Source organism: Actinocrinis sp., assembly GCF_035946395.1.
In the GTDB taxonomy this organism is placed as follows: Bacteria; Actinomycetota; Actinomycetes; order Streptomycetales; family Catenulisporaceae; genus Actinocrinis.
In genome coordinates this window covers 1-17,385 of the sequence record NZ_DASYZI010000262.1, presented here as the reverse complement: position 1 = coordinate 17,385, position 17,385 = coordinate 1, and the positions used below count along the sequence as shown (strand labels likewise).

Genomic DNA, 17,385 nt, shown 5'->3' with positions numbered 1-17,385 from the left:
TCGGCGAGATCGTAGTGTTCCGGCTCGTAGGCCTGCGCTGCTGCCGCATTCATAGTCCCCACTTTCGCACAGTGCGGTTGATCACGGCTACCGTATGTGCGCAGGTGCTCTCTAGGGAGTTTGGCGCGGCATTGATCACTGAATTTGATGATCTATGCGGATTCGCCTGCGCGTTCGAGAGACGGCGTGTTAAGGACCGCTACGGCTGCCACTGGGACGGGCTGCGATGCGCGGGCCTTGGAGTTCTTGCTCCGTGAGTGCTGGAGTGAGTCGTAGGTGAACAGCGCCAGCGCTATCCAGACGATGCCGAAGCCGATCCACTCGGTACCGGGCACGGTCTCGTGCGCGATGAACACACCGCAGGACAGTTGCAGGATCGGGGCGAGGAACTGGAGCAGCCCCATCGTGGACAGGGGCAGGCGGTTGGCGGCCGCGGCGAAGCAGAGCAGCGGGATCACGGTCACCAGGCCGGCGCACGCCAGCAGGACGGTCGTGATCCAGCGGGTGTGGCCGAACGTCGCGGTGCCCTGTGCTTGCAGGAATGCGAGATAGCCGAGGGCGGGGATGAACTGGTAGCCGGTCTCCACGGCCATGGACTCCACGGCCGGGACGCTGGCGAGCTTCTTGAACAGGCCGTAGCTGCCGAAGGAGAAGGCCAGGATCAGCGCGATCCACGGCACGTGGCCGTAGCCGATCACCAGTTCGGCGATCGACGCGGCGCCGACGGCCACTGCGGCCCACTGGAGGGGGCGCAGCCGTTCGTGCAAGATCAGCACGCCGAACAGCACCGTCACCAGCGGGTTGATGAAGTAGCCGAGCGAGGTCTCGACGACCTGGCCCTTGTTGACCGCCCAGATGTACATGCCCCAGTTGACCGATACCACGGTCGCCGCGAGGACGAGCAGCAGCGCTTTGCGCGGGGTGCGGCGCAGCTGCCCGATCCACGACAGGTCGCGCCGGACCGCCAGGATCACCATGATCACGAGCAGCGACCAGGCCATCCGGTGCGCGAGGATCTCGGTCGCGCTCGCGGGCTTCAACAGCGGCCAGTAGAGCGGGAACAGGCCCCACAGGCCGTAGGCGACCAGACCGAATATAAGACCTTTGCGTTCGTCCTGGTCATGGGCAGATGTCATGGGCCATAGCGTAGCGTGGGTATTACCGGCGGTCTGGCGGTTTTCCGTCGCCGATCACGCGTTCCGTGTGTGTTGCGTCACTCGCGGCACGCGCTTTCGTCACTCGTCTTCGGCGTCGTCGCCGCCGTCGCGCGGCAGTAGGACGTACGACGGGTTCGCCATGGCCAGGAAGCCTTCGGTCTCGCCGACCATGCCCTCCACGCGCATCCTCGCGCCCGGCTCGATCCCGGGGATGCTGCGCCGGCCGAGGAAGACCAGCGTGATGCCGCCGGTCTCGTCGTAGAGTTCCGCCTCCAGCGCCGGGGAGCCGGAGACCGGGCCCACGTACACCGAGCGGACTCGGCCCTCCAGGGTGGCCCGGTTGCGCCAGCGCACCGAGTTGATCGGGATCGGCGTGCTCGGGTCGGCGGCCTGCGGCGGGCACTCGGCGTCCAGCAGGAGCTTCTTGGTGGCACGCATCGGCCTCGGTTTCGGGCCGCCGATCCCGTGCTCCCGGTCCCGGCCGGAGCCCGGCCGGCCCTGCTCGGCGGCCTCAAGCTCCTCGATCGCCTCGACCACGTCGAAGGGCACGATCATGGCCGCGACGTGCGGCAGCTTGGAGACGGCGCCGGCGATCGAGTCGGCGGTGCGGTCATGCAGCAGCCGGCTGGTCAGCGAGAAGGAACGGCGCGGCAGCAGTATCGTCACCTCGGAGTCGCTCTCCTCGGCGGTGCGCGCGGCCAGTTCGACTGACGCCCGCCGCAGCCGCCGGTCCGGCACCTCGATGATCTCCAGCGGCACGTCGGCCGCCACCGAGGAGTCCCAGCCCTTGCGCAGGTGTTCGGCGTGCTTCGAGTCGATCATGAAGTGCACGGCGCGTACCTCGATCGGGCGCAGCGAGCGCGCGTAGCGCAGCGCCTTGATGACCGCGAGGTCGACCGCGTCGACGAGGACCAGGACGGTGTTGCGGGTCAGCGTGGGCAGCGACGCCGAGGCCGGGGCCTGAGCCAGCGCCGCCCGCTCGCGCCGGTACCGCTCGTTCAGCTTGATCAGCGCGAAGACGCCGATCGGGAAGACCACCACGACCATCCACGCGCCCTCGGTGAACTTCACCGTCGCGAAGATCAGCACCACGGCGGCGGACAGCACGGCGGCTGAGCCGTTGATCAGCAGCTTGATCGTGCGGCCCTTCTCGTTGCGCACCCTGTGGTACTTGAACAGGCCCGCCGCGGCCATCGTGAAGCCGGTGAACACGCCGATCGCGTACAGCGAGACCAGCCGGGTCAGGTTGCCCTGCAAGCCGATCAGCAGCGCCAGCGAGACGATGGCCAGGATGATGATGCCGTTGGAGAAGGCCAGCCGGTGCCCGCGGTGCATCAGCTGGCGCGGCAGGAACGAGTCCTCGGCCACGAAGGAGGCCAGGAACGGGAAGCCGTTGAACGAGGTGTTGCCGCCGGTGTACAGGATCAGCGCGGTGGCCAGCTGAACGATCGTCAGCATGGCCGTGCCGAACCAGTTGTGGCCCCAGGTCAGGCTGGAGATCTGGGCGAGCACGGAGGGGCTGCCGCTCGCGTACGGCGTGGTCTGCGCCTGCCAGGCCAGGATCGAGATGCCGAGGACCAGCGTGCCCAGCATCACCGACATGTAGAGCATCGCCTTGCGCGCGTTGATCCCGGTCGGCTTGCGGAAGACCGACACGCCGTTGGAGATCGCCTCAAGGCCGGTCAGTGAGGATCCGCCGTTGGCGAACGCCTTGAGCAGCCCGAGGATCGCGGCGAAGGCGACCAGCGTCTGGGTGTCGTGGCCGAGGGACAGCACGCCGCCGTTGCTCGTGTCGTGCAGGTTGTTCGCCTTGGGCAGGTCGCCGACGAGCAGCTTGCCCAGCCCGACCGCCACGGTCAGCCCGATCATCAGGACGTAGAAGTACATCGGGATCGCGAACGAGCGGCCGGCCTCCCGGATGCCGCGCAGGTTGCCGTAGCACAGCAGGCAGATCATGAACACCGAGATCCACAGGCTCCAGCCGGTGATGTCGATGTTGAAGGTCAGCTGGAGCCAGGAGGAGACCGCGATGGTGCCCGCGGTGATCTGCACCGCGACGGTCACGATGTAGTCGATCAGCAGCGCGACGGCCGCGACCTGCGCGACGTTGACGCCCAGGTTCTCCCGGGCGACGACGTACGAGCCGCCGGCCCTGGTGTAGACGCTGACCACGTCGCGGTAACAGAGCGTCAGAACGACGAGCAGGAAGAGGATCACGCCGGTGATCGGCATCACGAGCGCGAACCCGGCGATGCCGAAGACCGGCAGCAGCTGCGTCAGCATCTGCTCGGTGCCGTACGCCGAGGAGGAGACGCAGTCCGGAGCCAGCACGCCGAGCGCGATCGGCCGGGAGAGCTTCTCCGCGTGGAGCTGGTCGGTGACCAGCGGTTTGCCCAGCAGCTTGCGTTTCACCCGGTAGCCGAGGCTCTCCGGCACGGTCACCGTGGCCGACAGCGCCGGCGGCGTGGCCGTCGTGGGCGGGGCGGCCTGCGCCGGGCCCGTGGTCGAGGTGGTCATCTCGCCTCTGCCGTCTTCCTCGTCGGGTTCGGGCACCAGAGTCCCGCCACGCTCATTATGCGCAGGCCGGATGACGGCCATTTATACGCGGGCGCTTGAATCGCGTCAGAAGAAATGAGCCTTGCTCAGTAATTCTTGACGGAGCCGGAACCGGACGCCGGGTGACGCGGCGTCAGGGAATCGCGAGGGAAACGTCAGGCGCCGCCGGTGGTGGACGGCGGCGCCCTGGCGAGGATGACGTATTCATCGTGGTCTGCGTTGCAGACCCAAGACATCCTTTACCGTCTTTTGCCGATCCCTACTCGCCGATGGTCCAGGTGTCTTTGCCGACGAGCAGTGCGGCGAGGTCGCCATCGCCGTGGCGGGCGGCGGCCTGGTCGAGCTGTGCGTTCATCAGTTCGTCGTACGTGGGACGCTCCACCTGCCGCAGGATGCCGACCGGCGTGCCGTCCAGGGTGCCCGGATCGGCCAGCCGGGACAGCGCGAAAGCGTGCTCGGGCCCGGCGGCGTGGGCGTCGTGCACGACGACCGGGCGCGGGTCGTCCTCGGGAACCAGGGTCATTCCGCCGCTGTCGGTGCGCACCGCCTTGCGGCCGGGGCCGGTGATCGGCTTGCCGTGCTGGAGCCGGATCAGGCGCTGGTCGCGGGTCTCCGGGTCCTTGAGCGCGTCGAAGGCGCCGTCGTTGAAGATGTTGCAGTTCTGGTAGATCTCCACCAGCGCGGTGCCCTTGTGCGCCGCGGCGGCGGTGAGCACGTCGGTCAGGTGCTTGCGGTCCGAGTCGATCGAGCGGCCGAGGAACGAGACCTCGGCGCCGATGGCCAGGGACAGCGGGTTGAACGGGGCGTCCAGCGAGCCCAGCGGGGTGGACTTGGTGATCTTGCCCACCTCGCTGGTGGGGGAGTACTGGCCCTTGGTCAGTCCGTAGATCCGGTTGTTGAACAGCAGGATCTTCAGATTGACGTTCCGGCGCAGCGCGTGGATCAGGTGGTTGCCGCCGATGGAGAGTGCGTCGCCGTCACCGGTGATCACCCACACGCTCAGGTCCGGGCGGGTGGCGGCCAGGCCGGTGGCGATCGCCGGGGCGCGCCCGTGGATCGAGTGCATCCCGTAGGTGTTCATGTAGTACGGGAACCGGGACGAGCAGCCGATGCCGGAGACGAACACGATGTTCTCCCGCCGCAGCCCGAGCGTCGGCATCAGGCCCTGGACCGCGGCGAGAATCGCGTAGTCGCCGCAGCCGGGGCACCACCGCACTTCCTGGTCGGTCTTGAAGTCCTTGACCGTCAGCGGCAGCAGGGTGTGCGTCGACGCGTGCCCGTTCCCGTTCGCGGTGCCGTTGCCGTGCCCGTTACCGTTCGTCGTCTCAAGCATCTGCGAACCCTCCAGCAGGCACGAGTTCCCCGATCAGGCCGTTGATCACGTCGGTGAGCTCGGCCGAGGTGAACGGCAGGCCGCGCACCTTGTTGTATCCGACCGCGTCGACCAGGTACTTGGCCCGCACCAGCAGGGCGAGCTGACCGAGGTTCATCTCGGGGATCAGCACCCGGTCGTAGCGGCTCAGCACCTCGCCGAGGTTGGCCGGGAAGGGGTTGAGGTGCCGCAGGTGTGCGTGCGCCACCTTGCCGCCCCCCGCCCGGACCTTGCGGCACGCGGCCTGCGCCGGTCCGTAGGTCGAGCCCCAGCCGAGCACCAGGACGCGGGCGCCGCCGCCCGGGTCGTCCACTTCCAGCGGCTCGATGGTGTCGGCGATCCGGTCCACCTTGGCCTGCCGGGTGCGCACCATGAAGTCGTGGTTCGCCGGGTCGTAGGAGATCTCGCCGGTGAGGTCGGCCTTCTCGATGCCGCCGATCCGGTGCTCAAGGCCCGGCGTGCCGGGGATGGCCCACGGACGCGCCAGCGTCTCCGGGTCGCGCTGGTACGGCAGGAAGACCTCGCCCTCCGGGGGCGCGGTCGCGAACTCCACGTGCAGGTCCGGTAGCTCGTCCACGTTCGGCACCTGCCACGGCTCGGAACCGTTGGCCAGGTACCCGTCGGAGAGCAGGAAGACCGGTGTGCGGTACGTGATGGCGATGCGCGCCGCCTCGATCGCGGCGTAGAAGCAGTCTGAGGGGGAGCGCGGCGCGACGACCGGTACCGGCGCCTCACCGTTGCGGCCGAACATCGCTTGCAGCAGGTCCGCCTGCTCGGTCTTGGTCGGCAGGCCGGTGGACGGGCCGCCGCGCTGGATGTCGCAGATGACCAGCGGCAGTTCGAGGGAGACCGCGAGCCCGATCGTCTCCGCCTTGAGCGCGATGCCGGGGCCGGAGGAGGTGGTCACGCCGAGCGCGCCGCCGAAGGACGCGCCGAGCGCCGCGCCGATCCCGGCGATCTCGTCTTCCGCCTGGAAGGTGCGCACACCGAAGTTCTTGTGCTTGGAGAGCTCGTGCAGGATGTCCGAGGCGGGGGTGATCGGGTACGCGCCGAGGAACAGCGGCAGCCCGGACCGGCGCGAGGCGGCGACCAGTCCGTAGGCCAGCGCCAGGTTGCCGGAGATGTTGCGGTACCGGCCGGCGGGCAGCGCCGCCGGGGCGACCTCGTAGGAGACCGCGAACTCCTCGGTGGTCTCGCCGTAGTTCCAGCCGGCCAGGAACGCGGCCCGGTTCGCGGCGGCGATGTCGGGGCGCTTGCCGAACTTCTGGTCGAGGAAGGCGAGCGTGCGGTCGGTCGGCCGGTTGTAGAGCCAGGACAGCAGGCCGAGGGCGTACATGTTCTTGGCCCGCTCCGCCTCCTTGCGGCTGAGCGGATGGCCTTCGAGCGCCTTGACCGTGGAGGAGGTCAGCGCGACCCGGTGCACCTGGTAGGCGTCGAGCTCCCCGCTCTCCAGCGGGTTGGCCGGGTAGCCGACCTTGGTCAGCGCGCGCGAGGTGAACTCGTCGGTGTTCACGATGACGGTCCCGCCGCGCGGGACGTCCTTGAGATTCGCCTTGAGCGCCGCCGGGTTCATCGCGACCAGCACGTCCGGGGCGTCGCCCGGGGTGAGGATGTCGTGGTCGGCGAAGTGCAGCTGGAAGGCCGAGACGCCGGGCAGCGTGCCGGCCGGGGCGCGGATCTCGGCCGGGAAGTTCGGCAGGGTGGACAGGTCGTTGCCGTACGCGGCGGTCTCGGCGGTGAACCGGTCCCCGGTCAGCTGCATCCCGTCCCCGGAGTCACCGGCGATACGGATCACGACCCCGCCGAGCCGTTTCACCGGTGCGCCCTGCTTCTCGTCGATCGCCTCGCCCGCCACCGAACCTCCTTGGCTGTCCACACTGTGGGACGGTTCCTGGGATCGCACGCACCACTTCGATCACTCGGAGCGTGCCGTTCCCGCCACCCTCCGGCCCTCTTCCATCGTACGCCTGAGTCTTGTCTGCTCCGTGCGATGCCTGCCTCTTCCAGGATGCCCAGCCTCCCGGCGGCACCTCACGGGCCGAGTACCCTTGTGCGATGACGCGGGCGGAACCGGTCCTGCGTAAGCGGCACCGGACAGGAGGACAGGCGGCGGCTTTATGGGAATCGGCGGAGCGAGCGGCACCACGACGTACTACTCCGCGTACTCGATCGTCGGCATGTTGCTGCTGCTCGGCATCGCCTTCGTGACGGTTTCCTTCGCGGCGAACCGGTTGCTCGCGCCCGCGCGGCCGACCGCGGAGAAGCTGCTCACCTATGAGTGCGGTGTCGATCCGGTCGGCGAGGGTTGGGCACATACGCAGGTGCGTTACTACATCTACGCGTTCCTCTACGTCATCTTCGCCGTGGACGCCGTCTACCTGTTTCCATGGGCCACCGTGTTCGCAGCGCCCGGATTCGGCCCTACCACGCTCGCTGAGATGTTCGTCTTCATCGGCTTCCTGGCGGTCGGGATCCTCTACGCCTACAAGAAGGGCGTGTTGACGTGGGTGTGAACGAGGGGGAGACGCAGCCGCTTCCGGGGGCTGGCATCCCGATAGGTGGGATGTCCGTCTCGACAGCCGAGAATCCGCTGGCCGGGGCGCCAGTGGTCGGAATCCCGGCGGTTCGAACTCTGGCAGCCGTCGCCGGACCGGTGGCCCTCGGCATGCCGGTGATCGGTGCGCCGCTGCGCGGATTCGGCACGGGCTTCGACCTGGCGCCGAAGCCGATGAAGGTGGTGCTCAACTGGGGCCGCAAGTACTCGCTGTGGGTGTTCAACTTCGGTTTGGCCTGTTGCGCGATCGAATTCATCGCGGCCTCGATGGCCCGGCACGACTTCATCCGGCTCGGGGTGATCCCGTTCGCCCCGGGGCCGCGGCAGGCCGATCTGATGGTCGTATCGGGCACCGTGACCGACAAGATGGCACCGGCGGTCAAGCGGCTGTACGAGCAGATGCCGGAACCGAAGTACGTGATCTCGTTCGGCGCGTGCTCGAACTGCGGCGGACCGTACTGGGACTCGTACTCGGTGACCAAGGGCGTCGACCAGATCATCCCGGTGGACGTGTACGTGCCCGGCTGCCCGCCCCGGCCCGAGGCGCTGTTGCAGGGGATCATCACGCTTCAGGAGAAGATCGCGGCCGAGGGCACCGATGGGCGCGTGATTCGCGCCACGTCGCGCAGCAGCGGACCCACGGCCGTCGAGCGCGCGCTCTCCGGCGAGCGTTTGCGGAAGGCCGCCGCAGCGAGCGCCGATGCCGCCGGTGCACTCAAGTCGCTCTGGCGCAGGCCGCCACGTACGGCCGAACTCCCGCCCGCCGCGCAGACACCGCCTTCCGCGCCGACGGCTCCGTTGCCGTCGATTGCCGCGGATGTGGCGACTGTCACGCCGACTGACGCGCCGTCACCTGTCACAGTGCCCCTGACTCCCGCGCCGCCGAGTGCCGACGGATCGACGGCCGCGGTCCCACCGATCGCCGCCCCTCCGGCATATGTACGGCCGTTCCCGCCGCCGTCGGCCGCCGATGCCCCTACCGTCGAGGTGCCCAAGGTCGAGCCCGCGCCGACCGAGACGCTGCCGAAGATAAGGCTGCCGCGCCGGCACTACTTCCGCGAGTTGCGGCGTGCTCGCGACCACGGCCTGTCATTGTTCGACAAGGCGGCACGCGACCAGGAATGGGAATACGACGATGAGCCCTGAGAGCGTGGCGAGCGTCGTCGAGACGGTCGCGCAGGTGCTCGGGCGGGCCGCCGGGGGCGCGGCCGAGGTCCGGGAGAACTATGGCCGTCCGCTCGCCGTCGTCCCGCCGCAGCAGTGGATCGCCGCGCTGACCGCCGCGCGCGACGAGCTCGGCGCGACCTTCTTCGACTGGCTGACCGCGGTCGACGAATTGGACAGCGGCTACTCGATCGCCGCCTTCGTCTGCGCTCCCATCGGCGTCGGCACCATTGATTCCGACACCGCCAGCTCCGACATAGCCGCCGGCAGCCACCGGCTCGCCCGGGGGCAGGGCGTGCTGCTCAAGACCCTGGTGCCGCGCGACAAGGCCGAGTTGCCGACCGCGACGACGCTCTACCGCGGCGCCGACTGGCACGAGCGGGAGACCTTCGAGATGTTCGGCGTCGTGTTCACCGGGCATCCGGACCTCAAGCCGCTGCTGCTGCCTGACGGCTTCGAGGGCCATCCGCTGCGCAAGGACTTCGTGCTGGCCTCGCGGGTGGCCAAGGCGTGGCCCGGAGCGAAGGAGCCCGGCGAGTCCGAGCACGACCGCGGCCGCGCCGCACCCGGACGCCGCAGGATGCTCCCGCCGGGTGTGCCGGGCCCGCAGTGGCTCAAACCGCTTTCCGCGCAGCAGCCCGAAGCCGCTTCGTCCGGTTCGCCGGACGCGGACGGCGGGGTCGAGGACTGATGGGCGGCACCGCGCACTGGTGGCTCGAAGTCGTCCTGCGGCTCGTCGTGATCCTCGGCTTCTTCCTGGTCGTGCCGCTGCTGGTCGGCCAGATGGAGCACAAGGCGATGGCGCACATGCAGGGCAGGCTCGGGCCGATGGAGGCCGGCGGCTTCCACGGCTGGGCGCAGCTGATCGCGGACGGCGTGAAGTTCGCCCAAAAGGAGTCGATCGTCCCCGCCGACGCCGACCGGGTCGTCTTCCAGCTGGCGCCGGCCATCGCGCTGCTGCCCTACCTGGTCGCGCTCGTCGTGGTGCCGATCGGGCCGGGCACGCAGGTCGGCGTCGAGCTCGACCTCGGCCTGTTCTTCGTTCTCGCGGTCATGGGCGTCAGTGTGCTGGGCACGCTGATGGGCGGCTGGGCCAGTGCCAACAAGTACTCGCTGCTCGGCGGCATCCGGTCGGCCGCGCAGCTGATGGCCTACGAGCTGCCGATGCTGCTGTCGGCCGCGTCGGTCGGCATGGCCGCGGGCACGCTCTCGCTCGGCGGGATCGTGGAGAAGTGGCACTGGTGGTGGCTGCCCTGGCAGCTGATCGGCGCCTTCGTGTTCTTCGTCTCCGGGCTCGCCGAGCTGCAACGCCCGCCGTTCGACATGCCGGTGGCCGACTCGGAGATCATCTTCGGCGCGTACACCGAGTACACCGGGCTGCGCTTCGCGTTCTTCCTGCTCGCCGAGTACGCCGGGATCGTGCTGCTCTGCCTGCTGACCGTGGTGCTGTTCCTCGGCGGCTGGCACGGACCGTTCTCCACGTACCTCGGCTGGCTGTGGACGGTGCTCAAAACGCTGGTGCTGTCCTTCGTGGTGATCTGGCTGCGCGTCAGCTATCCGCGGCTGCGCGAGGATCAGTTGCAACGGTTCGCCTGGACCGCGCTGATCCCGCTTTCCTTGGCCCAACTCGCGATCACCGGGGTGGTGAGGGTGCTGTGACCACCGAGCCCGACGAGAGGCAGAGCGGCCGGGGTGAATTCCCCGGCGCCGGACTGGTCAAGGGGTTGGTGACGACCTTCAAGACCATGACGCAGCGTGCGCACACGGTGCAGTATCCGGACCAGCCGCCCGAGCTGCCCCCGCGCACCCGCGGCGTCATCGCGCTGCTTGAGGAGAACTGCACGGTCTGCATGCTCTGCGTGCGCGAGTGCCCGGACTGGTGCATCTACATCGACTCGCACAAGGAGACGGTCCCCGCGCCGCCGAGCGGTGGGCGTGAACGCACCCGCAACGTGCTCGACCGGTTCGCGATCGACTTCTCGCTGTGCATGTACTGCGGGATCTGCATCGAGGTCTGCCCCTTCGACGCGCTCGAATGGTCCCCGGAGTTCGAGTACGCCGAGCTCGACATCCGGGACCTGCTGCACGAGAAGGACCGGCTGCGCGAATGGTTCTGGACGGTGCCCGCGCCGGTCGCCCACGACCCGGGGGCCGAGGAACCCAAGGAGATCGCGCTCGCGCAGAAGACGGCCGACAAGCGGATGACCGCGCTTAAGGCCGCCGAGATCGTGGCCCTTGCCGAGCCCTCTGACGACGAGAGCCGGGAGGAGGACGGGTGACCGGCCACTCCTACCTGTCCCCGACCGGCGTCGAGATCATGTTCGTCCTGATCGGCTTGGTCGTTCTCGGCTCGGCGCTGCTCGTGGTCACCGTGCGGAACCTGGTGCACTGCGCGCTGTGGCTCGTGGTCTGCCTCGGCGGGATCGCCGGAGAGTACCTGCTGCTCGGCGCGGAACTGGTCGCGTGGGTGCAGATCCTCATCTACGTCGGCGCGATCGTCGTGCTGCTGCTGTTCGGGCTCGTTCTCACCCGCGCGCCGATCGGGCCCACCGACGAACTCGACGTGAAGCACAAGCTGCCCGCGATCGTCGTCGGGGCCGGGGCGGCCGGCGTGCTCGTCACCGTCCTGGCCGACGCGTACCGCGACGTGTGGATCGAACCGCGCGACGCCGTCGCGCAGGGCACCGGTGCCGCGAACGGCGCGGCGCTGTTCAAGTTCTGGGTGCTGCCGTTCGAAACCTTGTCCGTGCTGCTGCTCGCGGCCCTCGTCGGAGCGATCGTCATCTCCCGCCGACACACCGACGGCACCGGCAGCGCCCAATCCGCCGCCCCGCACGGCGGGCCGGACAGCGAGGCCGACGACTGATGCACGCCGTGTACCCGCTCCTGCTCGGCGCCTTGCTGTTCGCCATCGGACTTTACGGAGTGCTCGCCCGCCGTAACGCGATCACCGTGCTGATGGCCATCGAGCTGCTGCTCAATGCGGTGAACGTCAACCTGATCGCGTTCGGTTCGCTGCTGCGCGACACGTTCAACATCGGGCAGATCTTCACCCTGTTCGTCATCACCATCGCCGCCGCCGAAACCGGGCTCGGGCTCGCCATCGTGCTGATGATCTTCCGGCAGCGCGGCAACGCCGACATCGACGGCCAGCGGCAACTCGCCGAACCGTTGGGCGGGCCGGACGACGAGACCGATCCGAGCCCGCGCCGCTCCGCAGTGCCCGCGCCCGGGACCGACGCGGCGGCCGACGACCGCGCCCTGGACCGCGCCCCGGAGTCCACAGCCGCAGCCACAGTCACAGCCACGGAGGCGTCCCGGTGAACGTCTTCGCGGCTCTCACCGTCGCGCTGCCCTTCCTCGGCTCGGCCGTCACCTTCGCCGGAGCCCGCGACCTGCGGCACGTGAAGTTCTGGTCAGTCGCGCCGATCGCCGCCGCGCTGTTCACCTCGCTCGTGGTCCAGGTCGCGCACGGTGCCGGCGGCACGTCCACGTCGGCCATGCAGTTCGCCCCGGCCGGTCAGTCCACCGTCTGGCTCGGCACGCGCGTGACCGGGCTGTCCGCGTTGACCGGCATCCTGGTCACCGTCGTCGCGCTCTGCGTTCAGGTCTACTCGCTGACCTACATGCGGCAGGAGAAGCGCTACCCGACCTACGCCGCGTTGGTCTCCCTGTTCACCGCCGCTATGCTGCTGGTGGTCTACTCGGCCGACCTGATCGTGCTGCTGGTCGGCTGGGAGGTCATGGGCGCCTGCTCGTACTTCCTGATCGGCCACCACTGGGAGCGGGCCGACGCGCGTTCCGGCTCGATCAAGGCGTTCCTGGTCACCAAGACCGGCGACGTGCCGTTCCTGTTCGGCATCGCCGCGCTCGGCGTCCGCACCGGCAGCTTCCGCATCGACGACGTGCTGCACTCGATCGCCGTACACGGCCTCGCCTACGCACCGTTCATCGCGACGCTGCTGCTGTGCGGCGTGGTCGGCAAGTCCGCGCAGTTCCCGCTGCACACCTGGCTGCCCGACGCGATGGCCGGCCCGACGCCGATCAGCGCGCTTATCCACGCCGCGACGATGGTCGCCGCCGGTGTCTACGTCGTCGCGTTGCTTTACCCGGTCTTCCTGCTCGCGCCGGGCGTGTTGACGTTGATGGCCGTGATCGCCGCGATCACGATGATCGGATCGGCGCTCGCCGCGTTCGCGCAGACCGACGTCAAGAAAGTGCTCGCGTACTCGACGGTCAGTCAGCTCGCCTACATGCTCGGCGGTCTGGCGGCCGGTGGGCGCGCTGCGGCCGTCTTCCACCTGCTCACTCACGGCGCGTTCAAGGCGCTGCTCTTCCTCGCCGCCGGAGTCGTCATCCATCGCGTCGGCTCCAACGACCTGTCCGCGATGGGTGGCCTGCGTCACCGCATGCCGATCGCGTACCGCACGATGACGATTGCTTTGGCCGCGTTGGTCGGCGTACCGCTGTTCTCCGGCTGGTTCTCCAAGGAGGCGATCCTCGGCGCGGCCTGGGACGCGCACGGCCAGTTCGCCGCCGCCGGACGGATCGTGCTGATCGCCGGGCTGCTCACGGTCGGCCTGACCGCCGCCTACGCCACACGCCTGTGGCTGAAGATGTTCTGGGGGCCGTTCCCGGACGCGTCTCCGGAGGAACACCTCATCGAGGCCCCGCAGACCGAACTGGTCCCGCTGATCGTGCTCGCCGTCCCGTCGGCGATCCTCGGCTTCGTCGCACTCGGTGGCGGGGCGTTCGCGTCGTGGATCGGCGACGCCTTCGGCCTGGCGGTCCCGGCGGGCGCCGGTGCGGACCTGGCTCCCGGCGGTCCGACCTCCGCACTCGCCTTCGTGCTGACGCTGCTCGGCGCGGGCGGCGTCTGGTACGCGTGGCAACGCGATCCGGCGGCCGATCCGGCGCGGCTGCTCGGGCCGTGGCGCGAGACGGCGCTCTACGGCTTCTACCTCGACGACGTTCAAGATCTGATCATCATTCAGCCTGCGAAGGTGATGGCAAGGGTGGTCGGCTACCTGGACACCGAGGTCGTGGACGCGTACGCACGCGGCGCCGGAATAAGTGCGCGCGGACTCGGCGGGCTGCTGCGCCGCGTGCAGACCGGCAACATCCAGCTCTACCTGACCGTACTGTTCACCGGAGTGATCATCATCGCCGCCGCCATGATTATTCTCGTTGGACACGGTGCAGGGCAGGTGCGTTGATGGCCACGCTGCTCGTCCTGCTGCTGGTCGTCCCCGCCGCCGGGCTCGTCGCGCTGTACGCCGCGCCCGCTCGGCAGGCCGGACGAATCGGCGCCGCTGCCGGCGTCCTCGTCTTCCTGCTGTCCCTGGTCCTGCTGCCGCTGTTCGACTACGACCATGCACAGCGGTTCCAGGGCCAGGTCGACAAGTCCTGGGTGCCCGCCATCGACCTGCGCTTCCACCTCGGTGTCGACGGGATCTCCCTCCCGCTCCTCCTGCTGACCACCCTGCTGTCCGCGCTCTGCCTGCTCTACGCCGTGCGCACGACCACGAAGGACGAGTCCGGCCGCTCCTTCACCGCGCTGCTCCTGCTGCTGGAGATCGGCATGGTCGGCACCTTCGTCGCGCTTGACCTGCTGCTGTTCTTCGTCTTCTTCGAGATCGTGCTGCTGCCGATGTACGCACTCATCCACCGCTGGGGCAGCGGGGAGCAGCGGCGGCGCGCGGCGAACAAGTTCATCCTGTACACGCTGCTCGGCTCGGCGCTGATGCTGCTCGGCTTCCTGGTGATCCACGCCAAGACCGGCACGTTCGACATGGTCAGGCTCGCACAGCTGCACGGCCTCGGGATGACCGCCGCCACGCAGGAGCTGGCGTTCCTGCTCGTCGGCCTCGGCTTCGCGGTCAAGACTCCGATGTGGCCGCTGCACACCTGGCTGCCCGACGCGCACACCTCGGCGCCGACCGTCGGCTCCGTGCTGCTGGCCGGGGTGCTGCTGAAGATGGGCACCTATGGCTTCGTCCGGATCGGCGCCGGGATGGTGCCGCAGGGCGCGCACCAGTTCGCCTTCGCCTTGGGCGGCTTCGGCGTCGTGGGCATCGTCTACGGCGCCTTCGCCTGTATGGCCCAAGCGCGGCGCGGCGGGGACCTCAAACGGCTGATCGCCTATTCCTCGGTCGGCCACATGGGTTTCGTGCTGCTCGGCATCGCCACCCTCACGCGCATCGGTGTCGACGGCGCGCTGTTCGCCTCGGTCGCGCACGGGCTGATCACCGGCCTGCTGTTCTTCATCGCCGGTGGGTTCAAGGAACGGCTCGGCACGACCGACCTCTACACGCTCGGCCGCGGCCTGTACGAGCGAGCACGCCGCTACGGCGCGTTGGTGGTCTTCACCGCGATGGCCTCGCTCGGACTGCCGGGCCTGGCCGGGTTCTGGGGCGAGCTGTACGCGATCATCGGCGCGGCGAAACCGGCCGCCGGCCTGACCTCGATCGGTTTCCACATCCTCATGGCCGTCGCAGGCGTCGGCATGATCGTGACCGCCACGTACTTCCTGCTCGTGGTGCGCCGCCTGTGCATGGGCGCCGCCGCCGGGCCGAACGGCAGGAGCCGCTACGAGCCGGTCACCGACCTGACGCCGCGTGAGCTCGTCACCTGGACGCCGCTGGCCGGGCTCACGCTGCTCGCCGGGCTGTGGCCCGCCGTGATCCTCACGCTGGCCGACCCGGCCGTGCACAACCTGCTGGGAGTGACGCGCTAGCCATGGGAACCACCGGTCTCTTCAGCATCCAGTCGATCGACTACACCGCGCTGCTGCCGGTGTTGCTCGTCGCGGGCGGCGCACTGGTCGTGCTCGTCGCCGACCTGTTCCTGCCCGCGCAGCGCAAGCCCTGGCTCGCCTGGGGCACGATCGGCATCCTGATCGCCGCGCTGATCGCCGAGACCGTGCTGTGGAGCAGCAAGACCGCGCTCCCACGCAACACCTTCTGCCTGCTCGGCAACGGACCCGGCGCGAACGCCGGTGCAGGTGTAGGTGCGTGCTCGTACTCGGTCGACAGCTTCACCCTGACCTTGCAAACCCTCGCGTTGGGCGCGACCGTCCTGGTCGTGCTGATGGCACCGCGCCGCTTCGCAGTACCGTTCGGCGAATACCACTTCCTGGTGCTCTGCTCACTGACCGGCGCGCTGGTGCTGGCCGCGGCGCGCGACTTCGTCACGATCACGGTCGCGCTTGAGACGTTGTCGCTGCCGGCCTTCGCGCTGGTCGGCTTCGGGCGGCGGGTCGGGGGAGAGGCGGCGCTGAAGTTCTTCCTGATGTCGATCGCCTCGACCGCGGTGATGCTCTTCGGCATCTCGCTGATCTACGGCACCACCGGCACCGTGTTCTTCCAGCAGACCAGCGCGCGGCTGGCGCAGATCTCGGCCGAGGGCGGCGCGCAGGCCACGGTCGCCGTCGCGGGGGTGGTGCTCACGCTGGTCGGTTTCGGTTTCAAGATCTCCGCGGTGCCGTTCCACTTCTGGACGCCGGAGGTCTACGCGGGCGCGCCGATCCCGGTGGCCGCGTACCTGTCGGTGATCTCCAAGTCGGCCGGGTTCGCCGGACTGATCCTCACCGTGGAACTGGCGCTGCGTGCGTACCTGCACTCGGTCGGCGTGCTGATCGGGGTGCTCGCGGCGGCGACCATGACCGTCGGCAACGTGATCGCGCTGCGTCAGCGCTCGGCGGTCCGCCTGCTGGCCTGGTCCACGGTCGCGCAGGCCGGGTACGTGCTGGTGCCGCTGGCGGTCACCCACACGGACACGAGCCTGAACCCGGTCGCCGCCTCCGTCGGCTACCTGGTGCTGTACGCGGTGATGAACCTCGGCGCGTTCGCCGTGGTCAGCATGGTCTCCGGCGGCGAGCTCGCCACCTACCGCGGCATGTACCGCGAACGGCCGCGCACCGCCCTGGCACTCGCCTTCTTCCTGCTGTGCCTGGCCGGCCTGCCGCCGGGCGTGATGGGCCTGTTCGCGAAGGTCGTCGTGTTCAAGGCGGCGGTCAGCGGCAACCTGGTGTGGCTCGCCGCGGTCATGGCCGTCAACATCGTCGTCGCGCTGTACTACTACCTGCGGTGGGCGGCCATCCTGTTCGACGTCTCACTGTTCCCGGCGCCCCAGCTCACAGCTCCCGAGCTTGCATCGCCCCAACTCGCAGCTCCCGAGCTCGCGGCGCCCCAACTCGCATCGCTCCAACTCGCGGCGCCCCAGTTTGCAGTCCCTGAGCTTGCATCGCCCCAGCTGGCGGCACCCCAGCTCGCGGTGTCCGAGAGTGCGCTGCCCCCCGCGCCTCCGCGCGCCGTACCCGCACTGGCCCCGCGCATTGCGATCGGCATCGCGTTCACGCTCGCCGTCGTATTCTCATTCTGGCCCAATCCCGCTCTCGACGCCGTTTCCTCCTGGTGGTGAAGCGGCGCCTGGAGTGCACTGCCATGGCGAGACGCTCATGGCGACAGTGTCGACGGTGAAGGCGCGGGCTCGCGACCGAGCCCGCTCGGGAACTGGTCGTGATCGTCCAAACGTTGGACGGGGTGTACCGGTTCGGGACTTTGGCGGGGTCTGCTGACGAT

Annotated in this window: 13 protein-coding genes and 1 pseudogene; 10 read left to right on the top strand and 4 right to left on the bottom strand. The window is 69.0% G+C overall.

The annotated features are described in order from the left end of the window. Positions 1 to 152 precede the first annotated feature (152 nt). The 4 genes from rarD to VGS97_RS16390 form a co-directional block, all read right to left on the bottom strand. Positions 153 to 1,136, bottom strand: coding sequence for an EamA family transporter RarD (rarD, locus tag VGS97_RS16405; protein WP_326854401.1), 984 nt, complete (start codon positions 1,134 to 1,136; stop codon positions 153 to 155). 99 nt (positions 1,137 to 1,235) lie between these two features. Next, entirely contained in the window at positions 1,236 to 3,674 is a 2,439-nt protein-coding gene (locus tag VGS97_RS16400) for an amino acid permease (protein WP_414641732.1), read from the bottom strand. A 298-nt stretch (positions 3,675 to 3,972) separates the two neighbouring features. Further along, positions 3,973 to 5,046: a 2-oxoacid:ferredoxin oxidoreductase subunit beta gene (locus VGS97_RS16395; RefSeq protein WP_326854399.1), complete on the bottom strand. Its 1,074-nt coding sequence runs from the start codon at positions 5,044 to 5,046 to the stop codon at positions 3,973 to 3,975. Next, positions 5,039 to 6,940, bottom strand: a complete 1,902-nt coding sequence (locus VGS97_RS16390) for a 2-oxoacid:acceptor oxidoreductase subunit alpha (RefSeq protein ID WP_326854398.1) — start codon at positions 6,938 to 6,940, stop codon at positions 5,039 to 5,041. Before VGS97_RS16390 ends, VGS97_RS16395 begins: the two co-directional genes overlap by 8 nt. 262 nt (positions 6,941 to 7,202) lie before the next feature. Between VGS97_RS16390 and VGS97_RS16385 the strand changes: the two genes are divergently transcribed. The 10 genes and pseudogenes from VGS97_RS16385 to VGS97_RS16340 all read left to right on the top strand — a co-directional run bounded on the left by VGS97_RS16385 (position 7,203) and on the right by VGS97_RS16340 (position 17,224). Next, positions 7,203 to 7,598 (top strand): NADH-quinone oxidoreductase subunit A, encoded by a 396-nt coding sequence (locus VGS97_RS16385; RefSeq protein WP_326854397.1) that lies wholly within the window; start codon positions 7,203 to 7,205, stop codon positions 7,596 to 7,598. Positions 7,599 to 7,750: 152 nt separating this feature from the next. Continuing rightward, positions 7,751 to 8,240: pseudogene (locus tag VGS97_RS29600) on the top strand (NADH-quinone oxidoreductase subunit B); the annotation flags it as partial. Positions 8,241 to 8,774: 534 nt separating this feature from the next. Next, the gene (locus VGS97_RS16375) at positions 8,775 to 9,494 is read left to right on the top strand and encodes an NADH-quinone oxidoreductase subunit C (protein WP_326854395.1); all 720 of its coding nucleotides are present in this window, start codon (positions 8,775 to 8,777) and stop codon (positions 9,492 to 9,494) included. Then, positions 9,494 to 10,462: a complex I subunit 1 family protein gene (locus tag VGS97_RS16370; protein WP_326854394.1), complete on the top strand. Its 969-nt coding sequence runs from the start codon at positions 9,494 to 9,496 to the stop codon at positions 10,460 to 10,462. The genes VGS97_RS16375 and VGS97_RS16370 overlap by 1 nt, the downstream gene beginning before the upstream one ends. Before the next feature lie 86 nt (positions 10,463 to 10,548). After that, positions 10,549 to 11,082: a 4Fe-4S binding protein gene (locus tag VGS97_RS16365; RefSeq protein ID WP_349262163.1), complete on the top strand. Its 534-nt coding sequence runs from the start codon at positions 10,549 to 10,551 to the stop codon at positions 11,080 to 11,082. A 38-nt stretch (positions 11,083 to 11,120) separates the two neighbouring features. Beyond that, the gene (locus VGS97_RS16360; protein ID WP_349262162.1) at positions 11,121 to 11,669 is read left to right on the top strand and encodes an NADH-quinone oxidoreductase subunit J; all 549 of its coding nucleotides are present in this window, start codon (positions 11,121 to 11,123) and stop codon (positions 11,667 to 11,669) included. Continuing rightward, complete coding sequence (nuoK, locus tag VGS97_RS16355) at positions 11,669 to 12,127, top strand: NADH-quinone oxidoreductase subunit NuoK (protein WP_326854391.1); 459 nt, start codon at positions 11,669 to 11,671, stop codon at positions 12,125 to 12,127. The genes VGS97_RS16360 and nuoK overlap by 1 nt, the downstream gene beginning before the upstream one ends. Continuing rightward, positions 12,124 to 14,019, top strand: a complete 1,896-nt coding sequence (locus VGS97_RS16350; RefSeq protein ID WP_326854389.1) for an NADH-quinone oxidoreductase subunit L — start codon at positions 12,124 to 12,126, stop codon at positions 14,017 to 14,019. The genes nuoK and VGS97_RS16350 overlap by 4 nt, the downstream gene beginning before the upstream one ends. Next, positions 14,019 to 15,539, top strand: coding sequence for an NADH-quinone oxidoreductase subunit M (locus VGS97_RS16345; RefSeq protein WP_326854387.1), 1,521 nt, complete (start codon positions 14,019 to 14,021; stop codon positions 15,537 to 15,539). Before VGS97_RS16350 ends, VGS97_RS16345 begins: the two co-directional genes overlap by 1 nt. A 2-nt stretch (positions 15,540 to 15,541) precedes the next feature. Further along, complete coding sequence (locus tag VGS97_RS16340) at positions 15,542 to 17,224, top strand: NADH-quinone oxidoreductase subunit N (RefSeq protein ID WP_326854386.1); 1,683 nt, start codon at positions 15,542 to 15,544, stop codon at positions 17,222 to 17,224. The last annotated feature ends 161 nt before the right edge of the window (positions 17,225 to 17,385 follow it).